The following is an 18894-nucleotide window of genomic DNA, read 5'->3' as shown; positions in this document are numbered from 1 at the left end:
TTATGCTGTTAGTTTCTCCAAAAGCTTGGTGTAATGAGCACAAAGAGTGTAAATATTTCTAAACGTCCCAAGATCATAGTAAACATCAGCATAGAGAGCGCCCCTTCAGGAAGTGCGCCGTAGTTACTTGCAACAAGTCCTAAGCCTGGGCCTGTAATATTTAAACATGCTGCAACTGCTGAGAAGGCATCGAGTGGTGAGAGACCAAAAGCGGTCATAATGAGTGTTAAGATCGCTGTAGAAAATGCGTAAATACCTAAAAAAGCCCAAACGCTGCCAAGGATATCAGGATGTACCACTTTACGATTGAGGCGTATCGGGAACTTTCCATGGGGATGAATGAGCAGTTTAACCTCGCGCATGGCTTGTTTGGTTAATAAAATAATACGAATCACCTTCATGCCACCGGCGGTAGAGCCTGAACAGCCTCCAATAAAGGTGATAAAGACAATCAGAATCGGCAGATAACTTGGCCATTGGCTGAAGTCTGTAATCGCTAATCCTGTTGTCGTGATCATGGCAATGACAACAAAAGTCGCTTCAAGGATAATATCACCAATGGAATCAAATACTTTAAATTGATAAAGCCCTAGCCCGACAAGAAATATGGCGGTTAAGCAGATAAAAACAAATGCTCGAAGCTCGCTGCTCTCAAAATAGAGACGCATATTTTTCTGCCGAAAGGCGAGGAAATGGGTAGTGAAATTAATGGAGCTGATAAACATAAAAATAATCGCTGTAATATCAATAAACTTACTATCAAAGTGCCCAAGGCTGTCATCGTAGTTCGAGAATCCTGCGGTTGCGACAGTGGTAAAGCCGTGAGTAATGGCATCGAAAAGATCCATTCCACCGATATAGTAGGTAACGATACAAGCAAATAGTAGCAGTAGGTAGACAGACCAGAGATTACGAGCCGTTTGAGCAATTCTAGGAGTCAATTTATCTTCTTTGATCGGGCCTGAGACTTCTACTTTAAAGAGCGCCATTCCCCCCATGCCGAGTAGCGGCATAATAGCGACTGCCAAAATAACGATCCCCATACCGCCGAAGAAGTGGAGCTGTGTGCGATACCAAAGAATCGATTTAGGGAGATCTTGCAGGTTGGTCAGGACGGTTGCACCCGTTGTGGTAAAGCCTGAGGTTGCTTCAAAAAAGGCATGAATCACAGGAAGTTCTACTGCCGGTGAGATAATGAGCGGTAGCGAGCTAATAAAGCTCAAGCTTGTCCAGAAGAGAGAGACAATGAGGAAGCCATCACGGGTTTTGAGCTTTCCTTCTGTTTTATGAAAAGGCACCCAAAGCATCAATCCTAATGCGAGTGTGAGCAAAAAAGTGATAAAAAAGTACTTTGCCTGACCATCGTGATAGATGTAAGAGATAATAATCGGAATTAAGTAGGTGAAGCTAAAGCTTGTAACAAAAATCCCTACAATTTTGGAGACGAGCGTAATCTGATTGCGCATGGCGCTAAAACTCTCAAAGTGAACAAAGTGGTAATTATACCCATTTTTACTAAGAAGCTATAATGAAAAATGGATATGCTTAAAAATATTTATAAAAACAGAGTATTAAAAGATTTTAAGCTGTATGATATTTCTATAGACTACCTTGCATTTTGTTGACAAATACTACAAAATAGGCGGGACTAACTGATTAAATCGTTAGTTGGTTTATAAATCTCTAACTATTTTATTTTTAAGGAAATAAATACAATGAAAAACTTAGTAAAAGTAGCAGCATTAGTTGTTCTTGGTGCAATCACTGTTGGTTGTGCTTCACAAAACTTAGAAGCAAAAGCTGATGAAGCTTTAAGAACTGCAAACGAAGCAAAAAGCATCGCACTTGCAACTCAAGCACAATTTGACAAATACTTCACAAAAACGCGTTATAAATAAGTAACGGCTGATTTTCTGTCAATAAAATCAATAAGGGGTCAGAAGATTCTAGGTTGATCGTTATTTGATAGATAAAAGTAGATTGATATGCATGCAGTCTATTTTATGTGAAAAGAGGGTAATTCATTGAATTACCCTCTCTTTTTATTTCAGTCTATAGGATTATGCATCCTCTTTTAACCAGCGTGCGATATCTTTGGCAAAGTAGGTCAATATCGCATCACATCCGGCGCGTTTAAAGCAGAGCATTGTTTCCATAACCACCGTTTTCTCATCTAGCCAGCCTTTTTCAAAGGCCGCTTTCATCATCGCATACTCCCCTGAGACATGGTAAGCCATTGTCGGCAGTAGGAATTGATCTTTCACTTCTCGAACAATATCAAGATAAGGCATGCCGGGTTTTACCATCACCATATCAGCCCCTTCTTGAATATCAAGCGCCACTTCATGCAAGGCTTCTCGGCGATTAGCGGGGTCCATTTGGTAAGTCTTTTTATCAGCTTTACCAAGAAGTTCCCGAGAGCCTACAGCATCACGGAAAGGACCATAATATTCAGAGGCATATTTTGCGGCATAACTCATAATCTTAGTATTAATATAACCATTTGCTTCTAACACTTCTCGAATGGCAGCAATCCGACCATCCATCATGTCAGATGGAGCAATAATATCAACGCCAGCACGGGCATGACTTAAGGCTTGTTGCACTAAGACATCTTTTGTCTCTTCATTGAGGATATAACCATCTGTATCGGTTAAACCATCTTGCCCATGGAGTGTATAAGGATCAAGTGCCACATCGGTAATGACGCCGATATTCGGAACGGCTGCTTTGAGTGCACGAACCGCAGTTTGTACTAAACCATTGGGATTATAAGCCTCTTTCGCATCGAGCGAACGAACTTCATTACTCAAATTTGGGAAGAGTGCGATCGCAGGTACACCCAGATCTGCGAGGATTCTTGCTTCTTCTACGAGTAGATCAATCGATAAACGATCAATGCCGGGCATCGATTCAATTGGCTCCCGGCGGTTTTCTCCTTCAATCACAAAAACCGGTTGAATGAGATCGCCGGCAGTAATGACATTCTCAGCCATTAAACGGCGGGTAAAATCATCCTTGCGCATGCGGCGAGGACGGGTGTAAGGATATTTTCCTGTGGTAATACTCATGTGATCTCCTTCATTTGTATGATTCAGTATCAGAGCGATAGAGGATCATGGTGTTAAAATAAATCGATAGTTTTTGTATGTATGGCTATTCCGTCTTTTGCTCACGAGAGAGTAGTTGATAGAGTGAAGCATTGGGTAATACATTTTTATGGAGAATTTTATAAACTTGCTGTGCAATCGGTAACTCAATACCCATCTCTTCCCCTAGCTCATAGATATTCTTCACGATATTCGCCCCTTCTACGACTTGACCGACTTTTTCAAAAGCTTCACTACTTTTCATCCCTTGACCTAAATAGAGCCCAAAGCGGCGGTTGCGGGATTGATTATCGGTAGCCGTCAGTACAAGGTCTCCAAGGCCGGCAAGCCCTTGGAAGGTATTCGTTGTCCCGCCGAGCGCAAGCCCTAGTCGCGTCATCTCTGCAAGTCCACGGGTAATCAGGGCTGCACGAGCATTAGCCCCAAAACCTAAGCCATCAGAAATCCCGGTAGCAATGGCAATGACATTCTTATAAGCACCGGCAAGTTGCACACCTTTGATATCAAGGTTGCCATAAACCCGCATATGTTCATGATGAAAAAGCGGTATCACTTCTGCTAATTCAGCTTCATGATTACCGGCAATCGCAATGGCTGTGGGGTAGCCTTTTGCCACTTCTTTAGCAAAGCTAGGACCTGATAACACTGTAAAATGGGCATTAGGGAAAGCCTCATAAAAGGAATCACTCAAAAAGCCATTGGTATGATGATCAAGTCCTTTTGTCGCACTGATAATTGGTGGTAATTGGGGTAGGTGGCAGGCTTTTAATGTCTGAATAATCTCATCAAAAGCCGTCGATGGAACTACAATTAAAATCGCATCGACATTCGTGATGGCTGCTTTAAAATCAGCGAAAAGTGTGATGTTATCAGGAAATGGTGTTTCGGGTAAAAATCGTTCATTGAGACGAATATTCGCCATATCCGCAACATGATCGGCATTATGGCTCCAAAGATTGACAGAATGTTTCGCCGCTAAATGAATCGCTAAGGCGGTACCCCAAGAGCCGGCGCCGATGACGGCAATAGTCTGTTTCATTGCATCTCCTCTTAGTCCATAAAATAGAGATTGAAGCTTAAAAGGTTCAATGGATCTCTATTGATGAATAGTATTGTTTTTAATGATAATGCAATATTGTACCGCTAATTGTAGAGAGATGCACAAATCAAGTTTATCCCATCGCCGGGACGAATGATCCCGTTCTTACAACAATCCCGCGCCGGCAAGTTAGGCATTTGCAATGCCGAGAGATTGATAAGAGCTCATCAGTCAGCGCATACACTCTATCTTGTTGAGAGGCTTTGAGCTTCTCACCTGCGGGCGCTCGATTGTTCGGGTTGCTCGATCATTCCCTCCCGCCGTGGATTAGATTTGAGTGAAAACAAGCGTTTATTTCCCATCTCCCCATTCAAATTGATAAATAATGCTATTACCATTGCCGATGGGTTTTTCCCCTTTGATACCGATTTTGTTATCCGGCGTTAAACGAGATTTCTCCTTGTGCTGATAATGCGGGCGAGAGGGTAGGGAAGGCTGATCGTTAGGAGTGTAATGAAGATTCGGTTGATTGGATTGCTGTTTTTGTAAGCCGTAAGAGAGTGTTCCGTAAAGCTCATTTCTTGTTTCAGCATTAATAGGCGAGAAGAGTGATGTGGTAATAAGTGCAACGCTACCTATTACTAATAGATACGATTTATTATTAGGCATTCTCTCTATCTTCCTTATATAGTAAATTTGGTTTAAGAAAAATGGTTTTTAAATAGCTATTGCGAGATTTAACAAAAACATAATGTACTAAACAATACTTGCAAGATGCCGGATAGAACAGCTTTCTTGCTGCTTATAACCGATGCGCCGGCATTTGAATACGCTTATTTTGAACCGATATTGCTATATTTATGGTGATCATTCTAGTATAAGGCATTGTTCATTAACAATGAATGGGGTGATATCCGTGATTGATTCAGTCTCCCTTTTTGCTAGGTAAAAAGAAATCCCACCGAAGTCGTGAAACCTCGATGGGACTTTATCTTATAACATCAATCTTTCGATTGTGTCATTGAATCCTAATGGAGCCTTACGATGTAAGGCAATTATTAGAAGTCGTGACGAAGACCGATTGAAACGATGTTGTCTTTTCTCTTGTCGCTGTTAGGTGTAGAGTATTTAGTCTCTTCTGAACCATACTCAACCCATGCACGTGTACGAGTAGAGAGTTTTTGCTCAAAACCAACCGCCCATGATTTAACTTTATCTTTAGCATCGCCTTGTTTTAATTCGCTTTGACCATAAGTCGCACGAACGGTGCTGAAGTAGTTAGGTCCGAAAGAGTAGCTACCACCTAAATCCCAACCTTTAGATTTTTCTTTAGGTGTATCGCCTTCTAATTTGTGGTTACCATCTGTATAAGATACAGTGACTTTGATTGGATCAGAGAGATAACCTACGAAAAGGCCCCATGCTTTAGAAGAGTAACGACCATTTGTAGCGCCAACTAAAGGTGCAACTTTACCTTGGATATAACCTGCTTTAGCAAGGATTTGGCCATTATCAGCACCTAAATCATAAGCGTAACGCGCATTGATTGTCCAAAGGTCAGCATTTTTACGGCTATTGTCTTTGTAAAGATCTGAATCCATCATGACTGCTGCATTTGCTTGGAAGCCAGCAAAATCAGGAGTTGTATAAGCGATTACTTTACCTACGCGTGAGAAACCTGCGTCATATTTAGTACCAAATGCAGGGCTAGATGCAGCAAGCGTTGTTGTCATCGCGCGTTGTGATGCTGATGAGATTGTTGAACCATTGAAGTCATCTTGTACAGAATCATCAACAATCGTTACTTTAAATGGGTTATCTTGACGACCCGCTGTTGCAGTACCCCAATTACCCGTTAACCCTAAGATTGCTAAACGGTTTTTGAAGCCTTTAGTCTCATCTTGAGCCATGCCATCAAAGCCCCACTCAAGTTGATAGATAACAGCGTTGTTGTTACCTAAATCTTCAGAACCTTTAATACCGATACGTGATCCTGCATCTTCAAGGTTTGATAAACGTTGGCTAGTGAGTTTTGTTAATTGATTCTCGTTATCTCTAGCGATACTGTAATCTTTTACGCTTTGATATTCATAACGGATTGATCCGTAAAGAACCGTTTCAGCTTGTGCTGCGCCTAAAGTTAAAGCAGAAGCAACAGCTACTGCGAAAATACTTTTTTTCATCATGGTGTAATCTCCAATGAGTTGTATAAGAAATAATAATTAGGAGTGCGTCGATCAATAATATATGCGTTAAATTTCATATATTACCAATATTTAACGTTCCTTTAAGCGGTATATTACACTTCTATTATCATTTGTACAACTTTTTTATCAAAAAAGATAAAAAATATTTGTTATAAACCTCTATGAAAGTTGATAGTTTAGCCTAAAACCTAGGTTTATAGCCGTTATCCCTCTGAATAATGGCGCTAGTGATAGTGCTGGAGAGTGTGAAATAACGTATTTGTATCATTTTTGATAAAGTTGTTTTTTAGTATTTGTGATTAATTGGGGCGCCGATGGAGAGAAGAAAGAGCATGTTGATGGAGAGATAGGGGTTAGAAATCCTATAAAAAACCCGCTACATTTTTTATTTGTAGCGGGTTCTTTTTTAACTCAAAATCGCTGAGTGATTATTAGGTGTTGATCTTACGATTAGAAATCGTGACGCATACCCACAGAGATAGTGTTGTCTTTTTTCTTATCAACATTTGCATCTGCAAATTTAGTCTCTTCTTGACCATACTCAACCCATGCACGTGTACGTGAAGAGAGTTTTTGCTCAAAACCAACAGCCCAAGATTTAACTTTATCTTTATGACCATCCACTTTTACTTGGTTTTGACCATAAGTTGCACGGATACTGCTGTAGTAGTTAGGACCAAAGGAGAAACGACCCCCTAAATCCCAGCCTTGAGATTTTTGTTTATCGCCGGCAACAGCGTTGATCGTATTAGCTTTTGGTGTGTGGTTACCATTTGCATAGTCGAATGATACGCCAAATGCACTTTGCTCATAACCTAAGAAGAGTCCCCAAGCTTTTGACTTGTTAACATCTGCTAATTTGCCTTGGATATAACCCGCTTTTGCAAGAAGTGTACCGTCAGCTCCTAATTCATACGCATAGCGCGCATTGATAGTCCAAAGGTCAATGTTTTTCTCATTATTTTTACCGTAAAGGCTGCTATCCATCATCAATGCAACATTCGCTTGGAAGCCCGCCCAGTTGGGAGTTGTATAAGCAATCACCTTACCTACTCGGCTATAGCTTGCGCTATTAATAGTTTCGGCGCCATTTAAAGTGCTTGTCATTGCCCGTTGTGCCGCTGAAGTAGCAACATGTGAACCATTGAAGTTATCTACAACGGTATCATCAACGATGGTGACTTTGAATGGGTTATGCTGACGACCTGCTGTGAATGTCCCCCAATCGCCTGTTAAACCTAAGATCGCTAAACGATTTTTGCCACCTTTTGATTCATCTTGAGTCATGCCATCAAAGCCCCACTCAAGATTATAGATGACCGCATTACCGTTTCCTAAATCTTCAGAACCTTTAATCCCGATACGAGAACCGGCATCAGAGAGGTTAGAGAGGCGCTTGCCTTCCCATGTATAGTTAGTGCCACCTGCATTTTGATGAGCCACTAATGTGTCTTCAACTTTTCTGCTTTCATAATCGTAACGAATGGATCCGTAAAGAACAGTTTCAGCGTGTGCCGCACCTAGAGTCAAAACAGAAGTTACAGCTACTGCAAAAATACTCTTTTTCATTATGATGATCTCCAATGAAGTCAATATAGAAATAGTATCCAAATAGGGTGAATATTTTTATAGGATACTGATATAAAACATCCCTTAAAGGAGATATTAACCATTTGTTATCATTTATACAACTTTTTTATCATAAATGATAAGTTTTATGGTAAAAAATGAGAGGTCAAAGTCGATCATCAGCTCTATTTATCAGGGGGGGCAACGAATCATGATATTTTTGATTTTGTTGTTATTTTTATAAATATCATGCTTATTTTGTGTAGGAAATAGACAAAAAAGAGAGGATCTCGATTATTTAATTGAGAATTATTCTCCTTTAAGTTGTATGAATGATACAAAAAATCCCACCACTATATTGTGATGGGATTGATGCTTATCGATATTATTAAATGCTGTTTTGTAGCTCAGATAGCGCTATCTTCTGTCACGTGAATATTTAGAAATCGTGGGAAAGACCGATGGAAACTACGCTATTTTTCTGTGCTTCTAGGTTGTTGAATTGTTGATTAAAGGTGGTTTTAGCAACCCCATATTCAACCCAAGCGGTGGTTCTGCTTGAGAGATTATTTTGATAACCAATCGCCCAAGACTTCACTTTATCCTTTGCGCCAAATTGTTTGACTTGATTTTGGCCATAGCTTGCACGAATGGTATTGTCATAGTTTGCCCCAAAGGAGAAGCTTGCACCTAAATCCCAACCTTTTGATTTCGCTTTATTGCTGATCGAAGCGGTTGTACCTTGTGCAGTTGTGATGGCAGTCGGCGCTTTATGGTAATTACCATCGGCATAAGATGCAGTCACATTCCACTCGTCACTTAAGTAACCTAAGAAAGCCCCCCAAACTTTGGATTTATCCCGATCGACTAAATGTCCTTGGATATAACCTGCTTGTGCTAAGATCTGACCTTCGCCGGCATCGATACCATATTGAGCATTAATCGTCCAAAGATCGATCCCTTTTTTGTGGTTTTCAGGGTAGAGCGCCGCATTCATCATAATCGCGGCATTTGCTTGAAATCCTGCAAAGTCCGGAGTGGTATAACTTAATGTATGACCAAAATGGGAGTAATCGGTATAAGAGATGGTTGTGCCATCGAAGTAATTTTCAGCTTCTTCATTTACAATAATCGTTGGATTTTTACCTTTGAAGTCAATATGGGTAATATCAAAGCCATTGTAAGTATTGTTGCTATTCGACATGGTAATTCCTACACCACCAAGTGCGGTTGTCATCGCGCTCTCGGCTGCCGATGAGATCACATCTGAACCATTAAAATCATCATTGACAGTGCTATCGACGAGCATCACTTTAAAGGGATTATCTTGACGCCCCGCTTTAAACGTTCCCCAATTGCCGGTTAAGCCTAAATAGGCAACATGTGTCGTTAAGCCATCTTGGTAGTTATCATTATCGGCATGGAATTTCCATTCAAGATTATAGATAACAGAGGTATCGCCGCCGAGGGATTCCGTACCGCGAAAACCAAACTCATGATCTGCCGTGCCGATATTCGAGAGACGTTCCCGAGAGAAGGTGCCATTTTCATTGGGCGCATCGCTAGCAAACTTTTTGCTCTGATATTCAAAGCCAATGGAGCCGTACAGTGTGGTATCCGCTTGCGCATAGGTTATAGTAAGTAGGGAAGTGAGCGTTGCTGCGATGAGGGTTTTGTTCATTATTCTCATAATTAGGATTCTTCTTAAGGTGAGATAATCGGATTATCGAATGAATGCTATTCGATAATAGCCATAGTCGCGAGCCCCGAGAAATACCTTATGTAAAGAGGGCAGGTCTCTGCTTCATCATCTCCCTATGAATGAAAACGCTATATCACTTATTATTAGAAGTGATCGATATTGTAAATAAAAATTTAAAAATATCGCTGAATATTATAATTATTTACAATGATAAGTGCCACTATTATTTTTATAAAATCTCTTATTTTTGAAGAGGTTTTATTTAATATCAAAACCATAAAAAATCCCACCTCCGAAGAGATGGGATCTGTCTTACTGACATTTGACTTCTAGCTTACATGAAGTAAGCGTTGAATTAGAAGTCGTGACGCATACCTACAGATACTACGTTGTCTTTCTGTTTTGCGTTACCTTGACCGTGGAATTTAGTCTCTTCTGCACCGTACTCAACCCATGCACGTGTACGAGTAGAGAGTTTTTGCTCGAAGCCAACAGCCCAAGATTTCATCTTGCTTTTCTCGCCGCCAACTTTTACTTCGTTTTGGCCATAAGCTGCACGAATGGTGCTGAAGTAGTTAGGGCCGAAAGAGTAGCTAGCACCTAAATCCCAACCTTTTGCTTTTTGTTTATTTGCATCTTCTTCTTTATGTGTACCATCTGCATAAGAAGCTGATACTTTAATATCATCTGAGAGGTAACCTAAGTAGAGGCCCCAAACTTTAGATGAGTAACGACCATTATTGTTCTCATCGTAACGACCCGTGTTTGAATTAATTTCTTGACCTGAAGGAGCGCCAGCTACTTTACCTTGGATATAACCTACTTTTGCAAGAATTTGGTTATCAGCACCTAAGTCATAAGCATAGCGTGCATTGATTGTCCAAAGGTCAGCATTTTTGCGGTTGTTAGTAGGATAAAGATCAGAATCCATCATTACTGCTGCATTCGCTTGGAAACCAGCAAATTCAGGTGTTGTATAAGCAATTACTTTACCTACACGTGAGAATTTTGTGCTATTAACAGTGTTAACAAAATCGCCTTCTACGGGCTTTCCATCTTTAAATGTAACACTGTTTTTTGACAAACCTTGGGCAAGTAATGAAGTTGTCATCGCACGTTGTGCTGCTGAAGAGATCACGTTACCGCCATTGAAGTCATCCGTTACAGAATCGTTAACGATTGTTACTTTGAATGGGTTATCTTGACGACCTGCTGTTACGGTACCCCAATCACCAGTTAAACCTAAGATTGCTTTACGTGTAGTCCATTTGCTGTCTTTTGACTCGTCTTGGATCATACCATCAAAGCCCCACTCAAGATTATAGATAACTGCATTGTTGTTACCTAAATCTTCAGAACCTTTCAAACCGATACGTGAACCTGCATCATTAAGGTTTGAAAGACGATTGCTAGTGACTTTCTTAATAGGATTGTGACCTTCTTTATCTTGTTCCATTCCTTGGATTTTTTTGCTTTCGTAATCGTAACGAATTGAACCGTAAAGAACTGTTTCAGCATGTGCTGCGCCTAAAGTTAAAACAGAAGCTACTGCTACTGCGAAAATGCTTTTCTTCATCATAATGAATATCTCCATTGTGTGGCATTCGCCACGATCGATTAAAAATAAATTTAGATGTATCTCATCCACGACTCATATTAAAACGTAAATTCCTACATTAATCAAATAAAATTTACATAAATAATACAAAAATATCTGCAACTTTATTAAAAGTACAACAAAAAAGTAATTTGAATTTTTAACATTACAAAATAATAAAATTATTTATCTTATTGATATTTATTTATTTTTTGGGTTTTTTTGGGGGGAGGGAAAGCTGCTAATAGATCACTTTAGAAGTTTGTTGTAATTTTAATAATTTTTGAGAGTTTCTTTTTTTTGATGAAAAATTTTCTAAAAAAATCCTAAAAAATAGAAAAAAGTATGATGTAAAGGGGGAGCTTATAGCTTTATTCAAGCGGTCATTTGATCAGAGATTAATAATCCCAATCTGTTGTGGAAAAGATACGATATTAAAATATGAGTTTTAATAAGAGTTAATTCCAAGACAAACCCATCGGGCAGGATTGTTATAAAAACGAGATCATTCGTCCCGACGATGGGATTAACTTTCTTATTTATTTTAATTAAGGGCTAATTCCCGGCGGGAGGGAATGATCGTGCAACCAGAAAGAGAGAGCGCCCGCAGATGAGGAATCCTATGACTTCTCAATTCAATTTAAGCTGTATGTATATTGATAGTAGAGAAGAGATTATCTCACTCATCGGTATTGAGAATTGCCAAACCTGCCGGCGCGGGATTGTTGCAAGAACGAGATCATTCGTCCCGACGATGGGATTAACTTTCTTATTTATTTTAATTAAGGGCTAATTCCCGGCGGGAGGGAATGATCGTGCAACCAGAAAGAGAGAGCGCCCGCAGATGAGGAATCCTATGACTTCTCAATCCAATTTAAGCTGTATGTATATTGATAGTAGAGAAGAGATTATCTCACTCATCGGTATTGAGAATTGCCAAACCCGCCGGCGCGGGATTGGTGTAAGAACGGGATCATTCGTCCCGGCGATGGGATAGCTATTAGAGAAACATACAACAAAAAAGCCCTCTGAATGATCAGAGAGCTTCCATTAATAAGAATATCAATGATGAATATCTAAATTAGAAGAGTAATTTTGCCACTTCGGTAAAGTCTTCGACAAAGTGGAGCGTTAAACCTTCTCGTAGATAGTCGGGTAACTCATCGGCATCTTTCTTGTTGCCTTTCGGGAAGATGATCTCTTTAATCCCGACTCGTTTTGCCGCAATGAGCTTCTCTTTCACGCCACCAATCGGTAATACTTGCCCCACTAAGGTGAGCTCGCCGGTCATGGCAATATTTCTGGGGGCTTTATCTAAGGCTAAAGACATTAAACAAGAGGCGAGGGTAATCCCAGCACTGGGTCCATCTTTCGGTGTGGCGCCTTCCGGTGCGTGAATATGGATAAAGGCTTTTTCGAAGAAGCTCTCTTGTAATCCTAACTCTTTCGCATTGGCCATAATATAACTATAGGCAATATTAGCAGATTCCTGCATCACTTCACCGAGCTTACCGGTCAATTTAATGCCGCGCTGATGATCGTGCACTTTGACCGCTTCCACCGGTAAGGTAACGCCACCCATTGAAGTCCAAGCAAGACCGGTGACAACGCCGACATGCTGTAGTGGCTTTTCTCGATTAAAGAACGGATTACCGAGCATCGGCACGACATCATTCACACCGATAGAGAGCGACTCTAACTCTTCGGTTTCAAATTTGACCGCAGATTTACGGACAATTTTCCCGAGTTGCTTCTCTAGTTGACGTACACCGGCTTCCCGTGCGTAATCATCAATGATCTTCTCAATTGCGCCACTTGTGATCTTCAGCTCTTTCTTGTCAAAGCCTGCTTTCTCTAACTGTTTTGGCCAGAGATATTGGCGCGCGATTTTGCATTTCTCTTCTAAGATATAGCCCGAGAGACGAATCACATCCATTCGGTCTAGTAACGCCGGCGGAATAGAATCGAGGGTATTTGCGGTACAGACAAAGAGAACATTTGAAAGATCGTAACGCACATCAAGATAGTGATCGAGGAAATCGTGATTTTGCGCAGGATCAAGCACCTCAAGGAGTGCTGAACCTGGGTCGCCTTGATAGGATTGCCCCATTTTATCAATCTCATCAAGCATAATAACTGGATTATCGGCTTTGGTTTCCCGAAGTGCTTGGATCAATTTCCCCGGCATTGCGCCAATATAAGTCCGGCGATGACCTTTGATCTCCGCCTCATCGCGGGCACCACCAAGGCTAAAGCGGTAGAATTTACGGCCAAGGCTATCTGCTACAGAGCGCCCAATGGAGGTTTTACCAACACCCGGCGGACCGACAAGGAGAATAATTGTCCCTTTGATCTCGCCTTTGCGTTTCCCTACAGCTAAGGTTTCGATAATGCGATCTTTCACATCTTCTAAGCCAAAGTGATCTTTATCTAACACTCGGCGAGCGTGTTTAAGATTGAAATTATCCTCTGTCTTCGTGCCCCAAGGTAGATCGGTAATAATGTCGAGGTAGTTACGAGTAACCCCATATTCCGGCGATCCTGTTTCAAGAATCTGTAATTTCTCAAGCTCTTCATCAATGCGCTCTTGCGCCGCTTGTGGAATCTCTTTATTCAGAAGACGTTCGACAAATTTATCGATATCCGCGGCTTTATCATCTTTAGAGATGCCAAGCTCTTGTTGAATCACTTTGAGCTGTTCCCGTAGGAAATATTGCCGCTGCTGATCTGTCAGTTGATCTTCCACCTCTTCACGGATGGAGTTATGTAGTTTGGCAATTTTGATCTCTTTCTCAATAATTGCTAATACTTTCCGCAAACGAGGGACAAGGGGGATGGTCGATAACACATCTTGTAACTCTTCTTTCCCATTTGTGGTCATACTCGCCGCAAAGTCGGCAAAGGGTGATGGGTCATTACTGTTGTAACGGGTTAAAAAATGCTTTAACTCTTCTGAGAAGAGCGGATTAAAGGGAATAAGTTCTTTAAGCGCATTGACAACCGCCATAGAGTAAGCCCGCACTTCATCGGACTTATCAATAATCGCTTCATCGAAATATTCCACTTGTGCCACAAAAGGAATCTCTTTAGAGATCCATTTTTTGACACGAAAACGCTGAATACCTTGGGCGATAAATTGCACTTTGCCATCTTCGCGATGGGGATGATGGATATGAATGAGCGTACCATACTCATAAAAATCATCGGCGGTGAGATCTGTTTTGGTCTCTTTCTTACTTAAAATCAGCCCGACAACGCGCGTACGATTATCCATAATCGAATCGAGTGTGGTGAGCCAAGGTTCTTCGTTGAGCAGAAGCGGCGCGATTTGGGGCGGGAAGAATGGGCGATCGTGTAAGGGGAGGATATGGATAATATTCGATATCGTATCGCCCTCTACAATCACTTCATTATGCCCTTTGATCTCATTCTCAACAGCGGGAAGTATTGTTTTTTTATTATCACTCATAAAGTTCCTTCATCTGTTCTTTGCTACGATTGTAGGGAATCTTTGATGCCTAAGGGAGATTCAAATCTCATTATTGTGAGGCAAACCTACAATGTAAGTGAATTATTACTAAACTGCTATCGACAATGGGGATTAATTCTCTAAAATCAACTTCTCTGTGAATTTATCGAAAGATATTTCAATATTTCACAATCCTTTGGGGCATAAAGGTTCTATAATAGTCGGCGATTCTACTCATCGAGAATAGATCATAGATTTTAGAGACAATCATCCTGTGGATAACTTTGTGGGTAAACGGTTTATATTCTTGGGATAAGTAGGGATAGTGATTCATCAGCGCTATAGGTATTGATGCTATCTTAACGCTATATTAGCAATACAATGATTTGTACTACCATTAACTATAGTACTTGTGTGTCCAAATGTGTGGAGAGGGATCATTTTTTTAAATATTCCGATTTAATATTATTTATTCAATCAGCCATTTATTTAAATAGTCATTTATTTAAATAGTTATTTCTAATATATTGATACATCAATGGTTGTATTTATAGTGATATTCAATAATGAACACAATAATATAGTGAGATATATTGATAGATCCTTGTTGCTTTCACGTTAAGAAAATAGATGACCCATTCAGCGCTTCAGAAGGATAGAGTAGAAATGGAGCGCTTTGGAATCGGTATTCATAACCACCCATAATAAGAAAAAAAGAGAGAAGAAAGAGAGTTGTAATGGAGAAGAATATTTATATGAGAGAAGAGGCGCTCGATAGTGCGCACGAAGCCTTTGCCGAGAAAGCTCGGGCTATTTTAGGAGAATCGCGGGTCTATACTGATTATTTCTACCGCTTTGCTTACGGAACGGATGCGAGTCTCTATCGCTATATTCCTCAAGTGGTCATTCGCGTAGAGAATGAGGCAGAGATGATGGCAATAATGCCCATCGCGCGGGAATGTGGCGTGGCACTCACCTTTAGAGCATCGGGGACATCGCTCTCAGGACAAACTTCAAGCCAATCGGTGCTAGTACTATTAGGGCAAGGATTCACCAAGCTTGAAATCACTGAGAAAGGCGAAAAAGTGACGGTCGGCCCAATGGTCATTGGCGCACAGGTGAATCAAGCCTTATTACCCTATCAGCGTAAAATTGGGCCTGATCCTGCGTCTATTAATGTGGCGCGTATCGGCGGTATTGTGGCCAATAACAGTAGCGGAATGTGCTGTGGTACGAAGAATAATAGTTATCATACCATTGCCGATATTCGCTTAGTGCTCTTTGATGGTTGTGTTTTAGATACAAGGGATAGAGAGAGTGTAGCTGAGTTTCGAGAGAAGTATGCACACTTTCTAGATCAGCTTCTTGCCTTACGGGCACGGATTATGATGAATCCGCTTTTGAAAGAGAAAGTCGCCACTAAATATCGCCTGAAAAATACTACCGGTTATGGCGTCAATGCCTTGATCGATTTTGAAGATCCGATTGAGATTTTAAAGCATCTTATTGTCGGTTCAGAGGGAACGCTGGGGTTTGTGAGCGAAGTGGTCTATCACACTGTGCCGGAATATCGGCATAAAGCGTCGGCATTTATCTATTTCACCTCGCTTCGGGAATGTTGTGAAACGGTGAAAGCATTGCGTGAACGTGCGCCAGTGGAAGCGGTTGAGCTCTTTGATGGACGAACGCTTCATCTTGTTGGGGAGGCGATTGCGGACTTACCGAGCTTCTTCTATCGTCCGCTTGATCGGGATAGCGCCTGTCTTTTGATTGAAACAATGGGGCAATCGGAAGCAGATTTAACGCAGAAGATCAAAGAGATAGAATCCGTCTTTGCCGATTTTAAGATCGTAGAATATACCGGATTTCAGACCGATACCGCCATTACGACACAATATTGGAATACTCGAAAAGGATTGTTGCCGATTGTGGCGAAAGGGCGCAAAAGTGGCGCGCACGTGATTCCTGAAGATGTGGTCTTCCCGATGGAACATCTCGTTGAGGGTGTTCAGGCGCTAACGGCGCTCTTTGAGAAGCATAAATTCCCTGAAGCCACCATTATGGGGCATGCACTGGAGGGGAATCTACACTTTATCTTAGCGCCGGAGATGACTTCAAAGAAAAAGGTGAAGCAATTTGACCGTTTTATGGATGAGCTCGCCGAAGTGGTGGCGGTGAAATATGGTGGTTCTCTTAAAGGGGAGCACGGAACCGGGCGAAATATTGCGCCTTTTGTGGAGACAGAATGGGGCAGTGAGATCTATGGGGTAATGCGGGATATTAAAGCGCTCTTTGATCCGGATAATATCCTCAATCCTGATGTGATTATTACCGATAATAAAGCGCTTCATATCACCTCTTTTAAATCGATTCCCGCCGCGGATAAGCTGATCCAAGATTGTATTGAGTGCGGGTTTTGTGAACCGGCGTGCCCGTCAGATGGTTTATCTTTAACGCCGAGACAGAGAATTGCACTTCATCGCAATATGCAGATGTTGCCAAGAAGCGGAGAGAGTGGAGAGCTCTTTGCCAAGCTCAATCGCACCTATCAATATGCAGGGATTGAAACCTGTGCCGAAACAGGCATGTGTGGTCAGCGCTGTCCTGTGGGGATTAATACCGGTGCATTTATCAAATCATTGCGCCCTAAAAATCGCGGAAGTCTAGTGCGGTTTTCCGGCAATCATTTTGGCAAAGCAGAGAAATTTTCTCGTTTTGCGCTCAATCGGGTGCAAAGTTTCGGTGTGGATAAAGCGCATCGTTGGAGCAGTCAATTACACAATACCTTCTTAGGCATTCCTGTTATTCCAACAATGATGCCGAAAGTAGCGAGCGAAGTGCCGATATTACCGGTGCCGAGTAAGATTGAAAATTCAGTGGTCTATTTTTCCACTTGTGTGAATCGAAATTTGCAGGAGTTACAGGGGAAAGGCAGTATCGACTCTCCGGCAAAAGCAGGCAAAGAGAATACCTTTGATCACGTTATTAGCCTATTGCAGAAAGCCGGTTTTACCCCATTTTTTCCGGATCATTTAGGGGGACTCTGTTGTGGGCAACCCTTTACTTCGGCAAAGGCGAATAGAGAAGCAAAATCGATGGCGGAGAAGCTCAATCAAGCCTTATTAACCGCAACCCGTTATGGTGAAATCCCGGTGTATGTGGATAATGCGCCTTGTGCGTTACAAGTTCACGATTGGCAGAAAGCAGGCTTAATTGATGAGCGGATTATTCTCTATCGTCCGACAGAATTTTTGGTAAAAGAAGTGTTGCCGAGATTAACGATTGAGGAGAAGCTCGACCGTTTACTGCTTCACACACCTTGTAGCGTTGCCAAAGCCGGCGGTAGTCAAGATCTACTCAAGCTAGCCAACGCCTGTGCCAATGAAGTCGTACTGACTAATATCGAATGTTGCGGTTTTGCCGGCGCGAAAGGTTTTACCGTGCCGGAGATTAATGAAAATAGTTTGAAGCGCTTACCGGCAGATGCTGTAGAGCAGTTTGATATCGGCGCATCAATGAGTAAAACCTGTCAAATTGGTTTAACAAGTCATACCGGGCTCTCTTTCAAGAGTATCGAAGCGTTATTAGATCGTTGTGCGCTGTAGACTCATATAGGGATTCATTCAACAAAGTGCATTTGAGATAAGATCTACTGATTAAACAGTAGATCTTTTTTTATACTTCTTAAATCTAATTCTCGGCGGGAGGGAATGATCGTGCGACCAGAAAGCGCGAGCGCCCGCAGATGAGAAGCTCAAAGCCTCTCGACAAATCTCATTTATGCAACTGTCAGAGATCGATTATCCATTTCTAACATTGAAGTTGCCACAATTGCCGGCGCAGGATTATTGTGAGGACGGGATATTTTATTCCGGCGAGATAACGTCACAACTGCCGGCGCGGGATTGTGATAAGAGCGGGATATTTCGCTCCGGCGATGGGATAAATCTTCTTATATCATAAAGATAGTTTGTTTCTGTAGATGTGGGAAAAATATCAGAAATTTTTATACTTCTTAAATCTAATTCTCGGCGGGAGGGAATGATCGTGTGACCAGACAGAGTGAGCGCCCGCAGGTGAGAAGCTCAAAGCCTCTCGACAAATCTCATTTATGCAACTGTCAGAGATCGATTATCCATTTCCAACATTGAAGTTGCAACAACTGCCAGGTGAGATTATTGTGAGGACGGGATATTTTATT

At 41.5% G+C, this 18894-nt stretch carries 13 protein-coding genes; 4 read left to right on the top strand and 9 right to left on the bottom strand.

All coding sequences use genetic code 11. The features are described from left to right. Positions 1-8 precede the first annotated feature (8 nt). Positions 9-1466, bottom strand: coding sequence for a potassium transporter TrkG (locus tag WMO13_RS07915; protein WP_034855984.1), 1458 nt, complete (start codon positions 1464-1466; stop codon positions 9-11). A gap of 249 nt (positions 1467-1715) precedes the next feature. On the opposite strand from WMO13_RS07915, the gene WMO13_RS07910 reads away from it, so the two are divergent. Next, positions 1716-1898 carry a hypothetical protein gene (locus WMO13_RS07910; RefSeq protein WP_026879310.1) on the top strand — a complete coding sequence of 61 codons (183 nt, stop codon included), beginning with the start codon at positions 1716-1718 and terminating at the stop codon, positions 1896-1898. Positions 1899-2060: 162 nt separating this feature from the next. Here WMO13_RS07910 and hemB read toward each other — a convergent pair whose 3' ends face one another. From hemB to WMO13_RS07875, 7 genes are all read right to left on the bottom strand, one after another. Further along, a complete protein-coding gene (gene hemB, locus WMO13_RS07905) occupies positions 2061-3071 on the bottom strand; it encodes a porphobilinogen synthase (RefSeq protein ID WP_026879311.1) in 1011 nt (336 codons plus the stop codon). Positions 3072-3156: 85 nt separating this feature from the next. After that, a complete protein-coding gene (locus WMO13_RS07900; RefSeq protein ID WP_026879312.1) occupies positions 3157-4149 on the bottom strand; it encodes an NAD(P)H-dependent glycerol-3-phosphate dehydrogenase in 993 nt (330 codons plus the stop codon). Between the two features lie 351 nt (positions 4150-4500). Beyond that, on the bottom strand, positions 4501-4818 hold the full coding sequence (locus WMO13_RS07895; protein ID WP_026879313.1) for a hypothetical protein: 318 nt from the start codon (positions 4816-4818) through the stop codon (positions 4501-4503). Between the two features lie 389 nt (positions 4819-5207). Beyond that, positions 5208-6335 carry a porin gene (locus WMO13_RS07890; protein ID WP_051396287.1) on the bottom strand — a complete coding sequence of 376 codons (1128 nt, stop codon included), beginning with the start codon at positions 6333-6335 and terminating at the stop codon, positions 5208-5210. Positions 6336-6806: 471 nt separating this feature from the next. Next, complete coding sequence (locus tag WMO13_RS07885; protein ID WP_026879315.1) at positions 6807-7925, bottom strand: porin; 1119 nt, start codon at positions 7923-7925, stop codon at positions 6807-6809. 439 nt (positions 7926-8364) lie between these two features. After that, the gene (locus WMO13_RS07880; RefSeq protein ID WP_026879316.1) at positions 8365-9606 is read right to left on the bottom strand and encodes a porin; all 1242 of its coding nucleotides are present in this window, start codon (positions 9604-9606) and stop codon (positions 8365-8367) included. 376 nt (positions 9607-9982) lie between these two features. After that, positions 9983-11206, bottom strand: coding sequence for a porin (locus WMO13_RS07875; protein ID WP_026879317.1), 1224 nt, complete (start codon positions 11204-11206; stop codon positions 9983-9985). A gap of 640 nt (positions 11207-11846) precedes the next feature. Here WMO13_RS07875 and WMO13_RS07870 point away from each other — a divergent pair. Together WMO13_RS07870 and WMO13_RS07865 are read left to right on the top strand one after the other, a co-directional pair. After that, positions 11847-12017 carry a hypothetical protein gene (locus WMO13_RS07870; protein ID WP_156923285.1) on the top strand — a complete coding sequence of 57 codons (171 nt, stop codon included), beginning with the start codon at positions 11847-11849 and terminating at the stop codon, positions 12015-12017. 63 nt (positions 12018-12080) lie between these two features. Then, on the top strand, positions 12081-12221 hold the full coding sequence (locus tag WMO13_RS07865) for a hypothetical protein (protein WP_156923286.1): 141 nt from the start codon (positions 12081-12083) through the stop codon (positions 12219-12221). 84 nt (positions 12222-12305) lie between these two features. Here WMO13_RS07865 and lon read toward each other — a convergent pair whose 3' ends face one another. After that, positions 12306-14693, bottom strand: coding sequence for an endopeptidase La (lon, locus tag WMO13_RS07860; RefSeq protein WP_342386834.1), 2388 nt, complete (start codon positions 14691-14693; stop codon positions 12306-12308). Between the two features lie 737 nt (positions 14694-15430). Between lon and WMO13_RS07855 the strand changes: the two genes are divergently transcribed. Then, on the top strand, positions 15431-18298 hold the full coding sequence (locus tag WMO13_RS07855) for an FAD-binding and (Fe-S)-binding domain-containing protein (protein ID WP_245601174.1): 2868 nt from the start codon (positions 15431-15433) through the stop codon (positions 18296-18298). The last annotated feature ends 596 nt before the right edge of the window (positions 18299-18894 follow it).

It is taken from the genome of Ignatzschineria larvae DSM 13226, assembly GCF_038500265.1.
GTDB lineage: Bacteria > Pseudomonadota > Gammaproteobacteria > Cardiobacteriales > Wohlfahrtiimonadaceae > Ignatzschineria > Ignatzschineria larvae.
The sequence above is the reverse complement of the archived record's forward strand: the minus strand, read 5'-3'. Positions and strand labels throughout refer to the sequence as shown.

Bases quoted from the DNA above. Each gene is read 5' to 3' on its own strand.
- WMO13_RS07855 (WP_245601174.1), top strand. From the start codon at position 15,431: ATGGAGAAGAATATTTATATGAGAGAAGAGGCGCTCGATAGTGCGCAC.
- hemB (WP_026879311.1), bottom strand. From the start codon at position 3,071: ATGAGTATTACCACAGGAAAATATCCTTACACCCGTCCTCGCCGCATG.
- WMO13_RS07880 (WP_026879316.1), bottom strand. From the start codon at position 9,606: ATGAACAAAACCCTCATCGCAGCAACGCTCACTTCCCTACTTACTATA.
- WMO13_RS07875 (WP_026879317.1), bottom strand. From the start codon at position 11,206: ATGATGAAGAAAAGCATTTTCGCAGTAGCAGTAGCTTCTGTTTTAACT.
- WMO13_RS07865 (WP_156923286.1), top strand. From the start codon at position 12,081: ATGACTTCTCAATCCAATTTAAGCTGTATGTATATTGATAGTAGAGAA.
- WMO13_RS07910 (WP_026879310.1), top strand. From the start codon at position 1,716: ATGAAAAACTTAGTAAAAGTAGCAGCATTAGTTGTTCTTGGTGCAATC.
- WMO13_RS07890 (WP_051396287.1), bottom strand. From the start codon at position 6,335: ATGATGAAAAAAAGTATTTTCGCAGTAGCTGTTGCTTCTGCTTTAACT.
- WMO13_RS07895 (WP_026879313.1), bottom strand. From the start codon at position 4,818: ATGCCTAATAATAAATCGTATCTATTAGTAATAGGTAGCGTTGCACTT.
- WMO13_RS07885 (WP_026879315.1), bottom strand. From the start codon at position 7,925: ATGAAAAAGAGTATTTTTGCAGTAGCTGTAACTTCTGTTTTGACTCTA.
- WMO13_RS07900 (WP_026879312.1), bottom strand. From the start codon at position 4,149: ATGAAACAGACTATTGCCGTCATCGGCGCCGGCTCTTGGGGTACCGCC.
- WMO13_RS07915 (WP_034855984.1), bottom strand. From the start codon at position 1,466: ATGCGCAATCAGATTACGCTCGTCTCCAAAATTGTAGGGATTTTTGTT.
- WMO13_RS07870 (WP_156923285.1), top strand. From the start codon at position 11,847: ATGACTTCTCAATTCAATTTAAGCTGTATGTATATTGATAGTAGAGAA.
- lon (WP_342386834.1), bottom strand. From the start codon at position 14,693: ATGAGTGATAATAAAAAAACAATACTTCCCGCTGTTGAGAATGAGATC.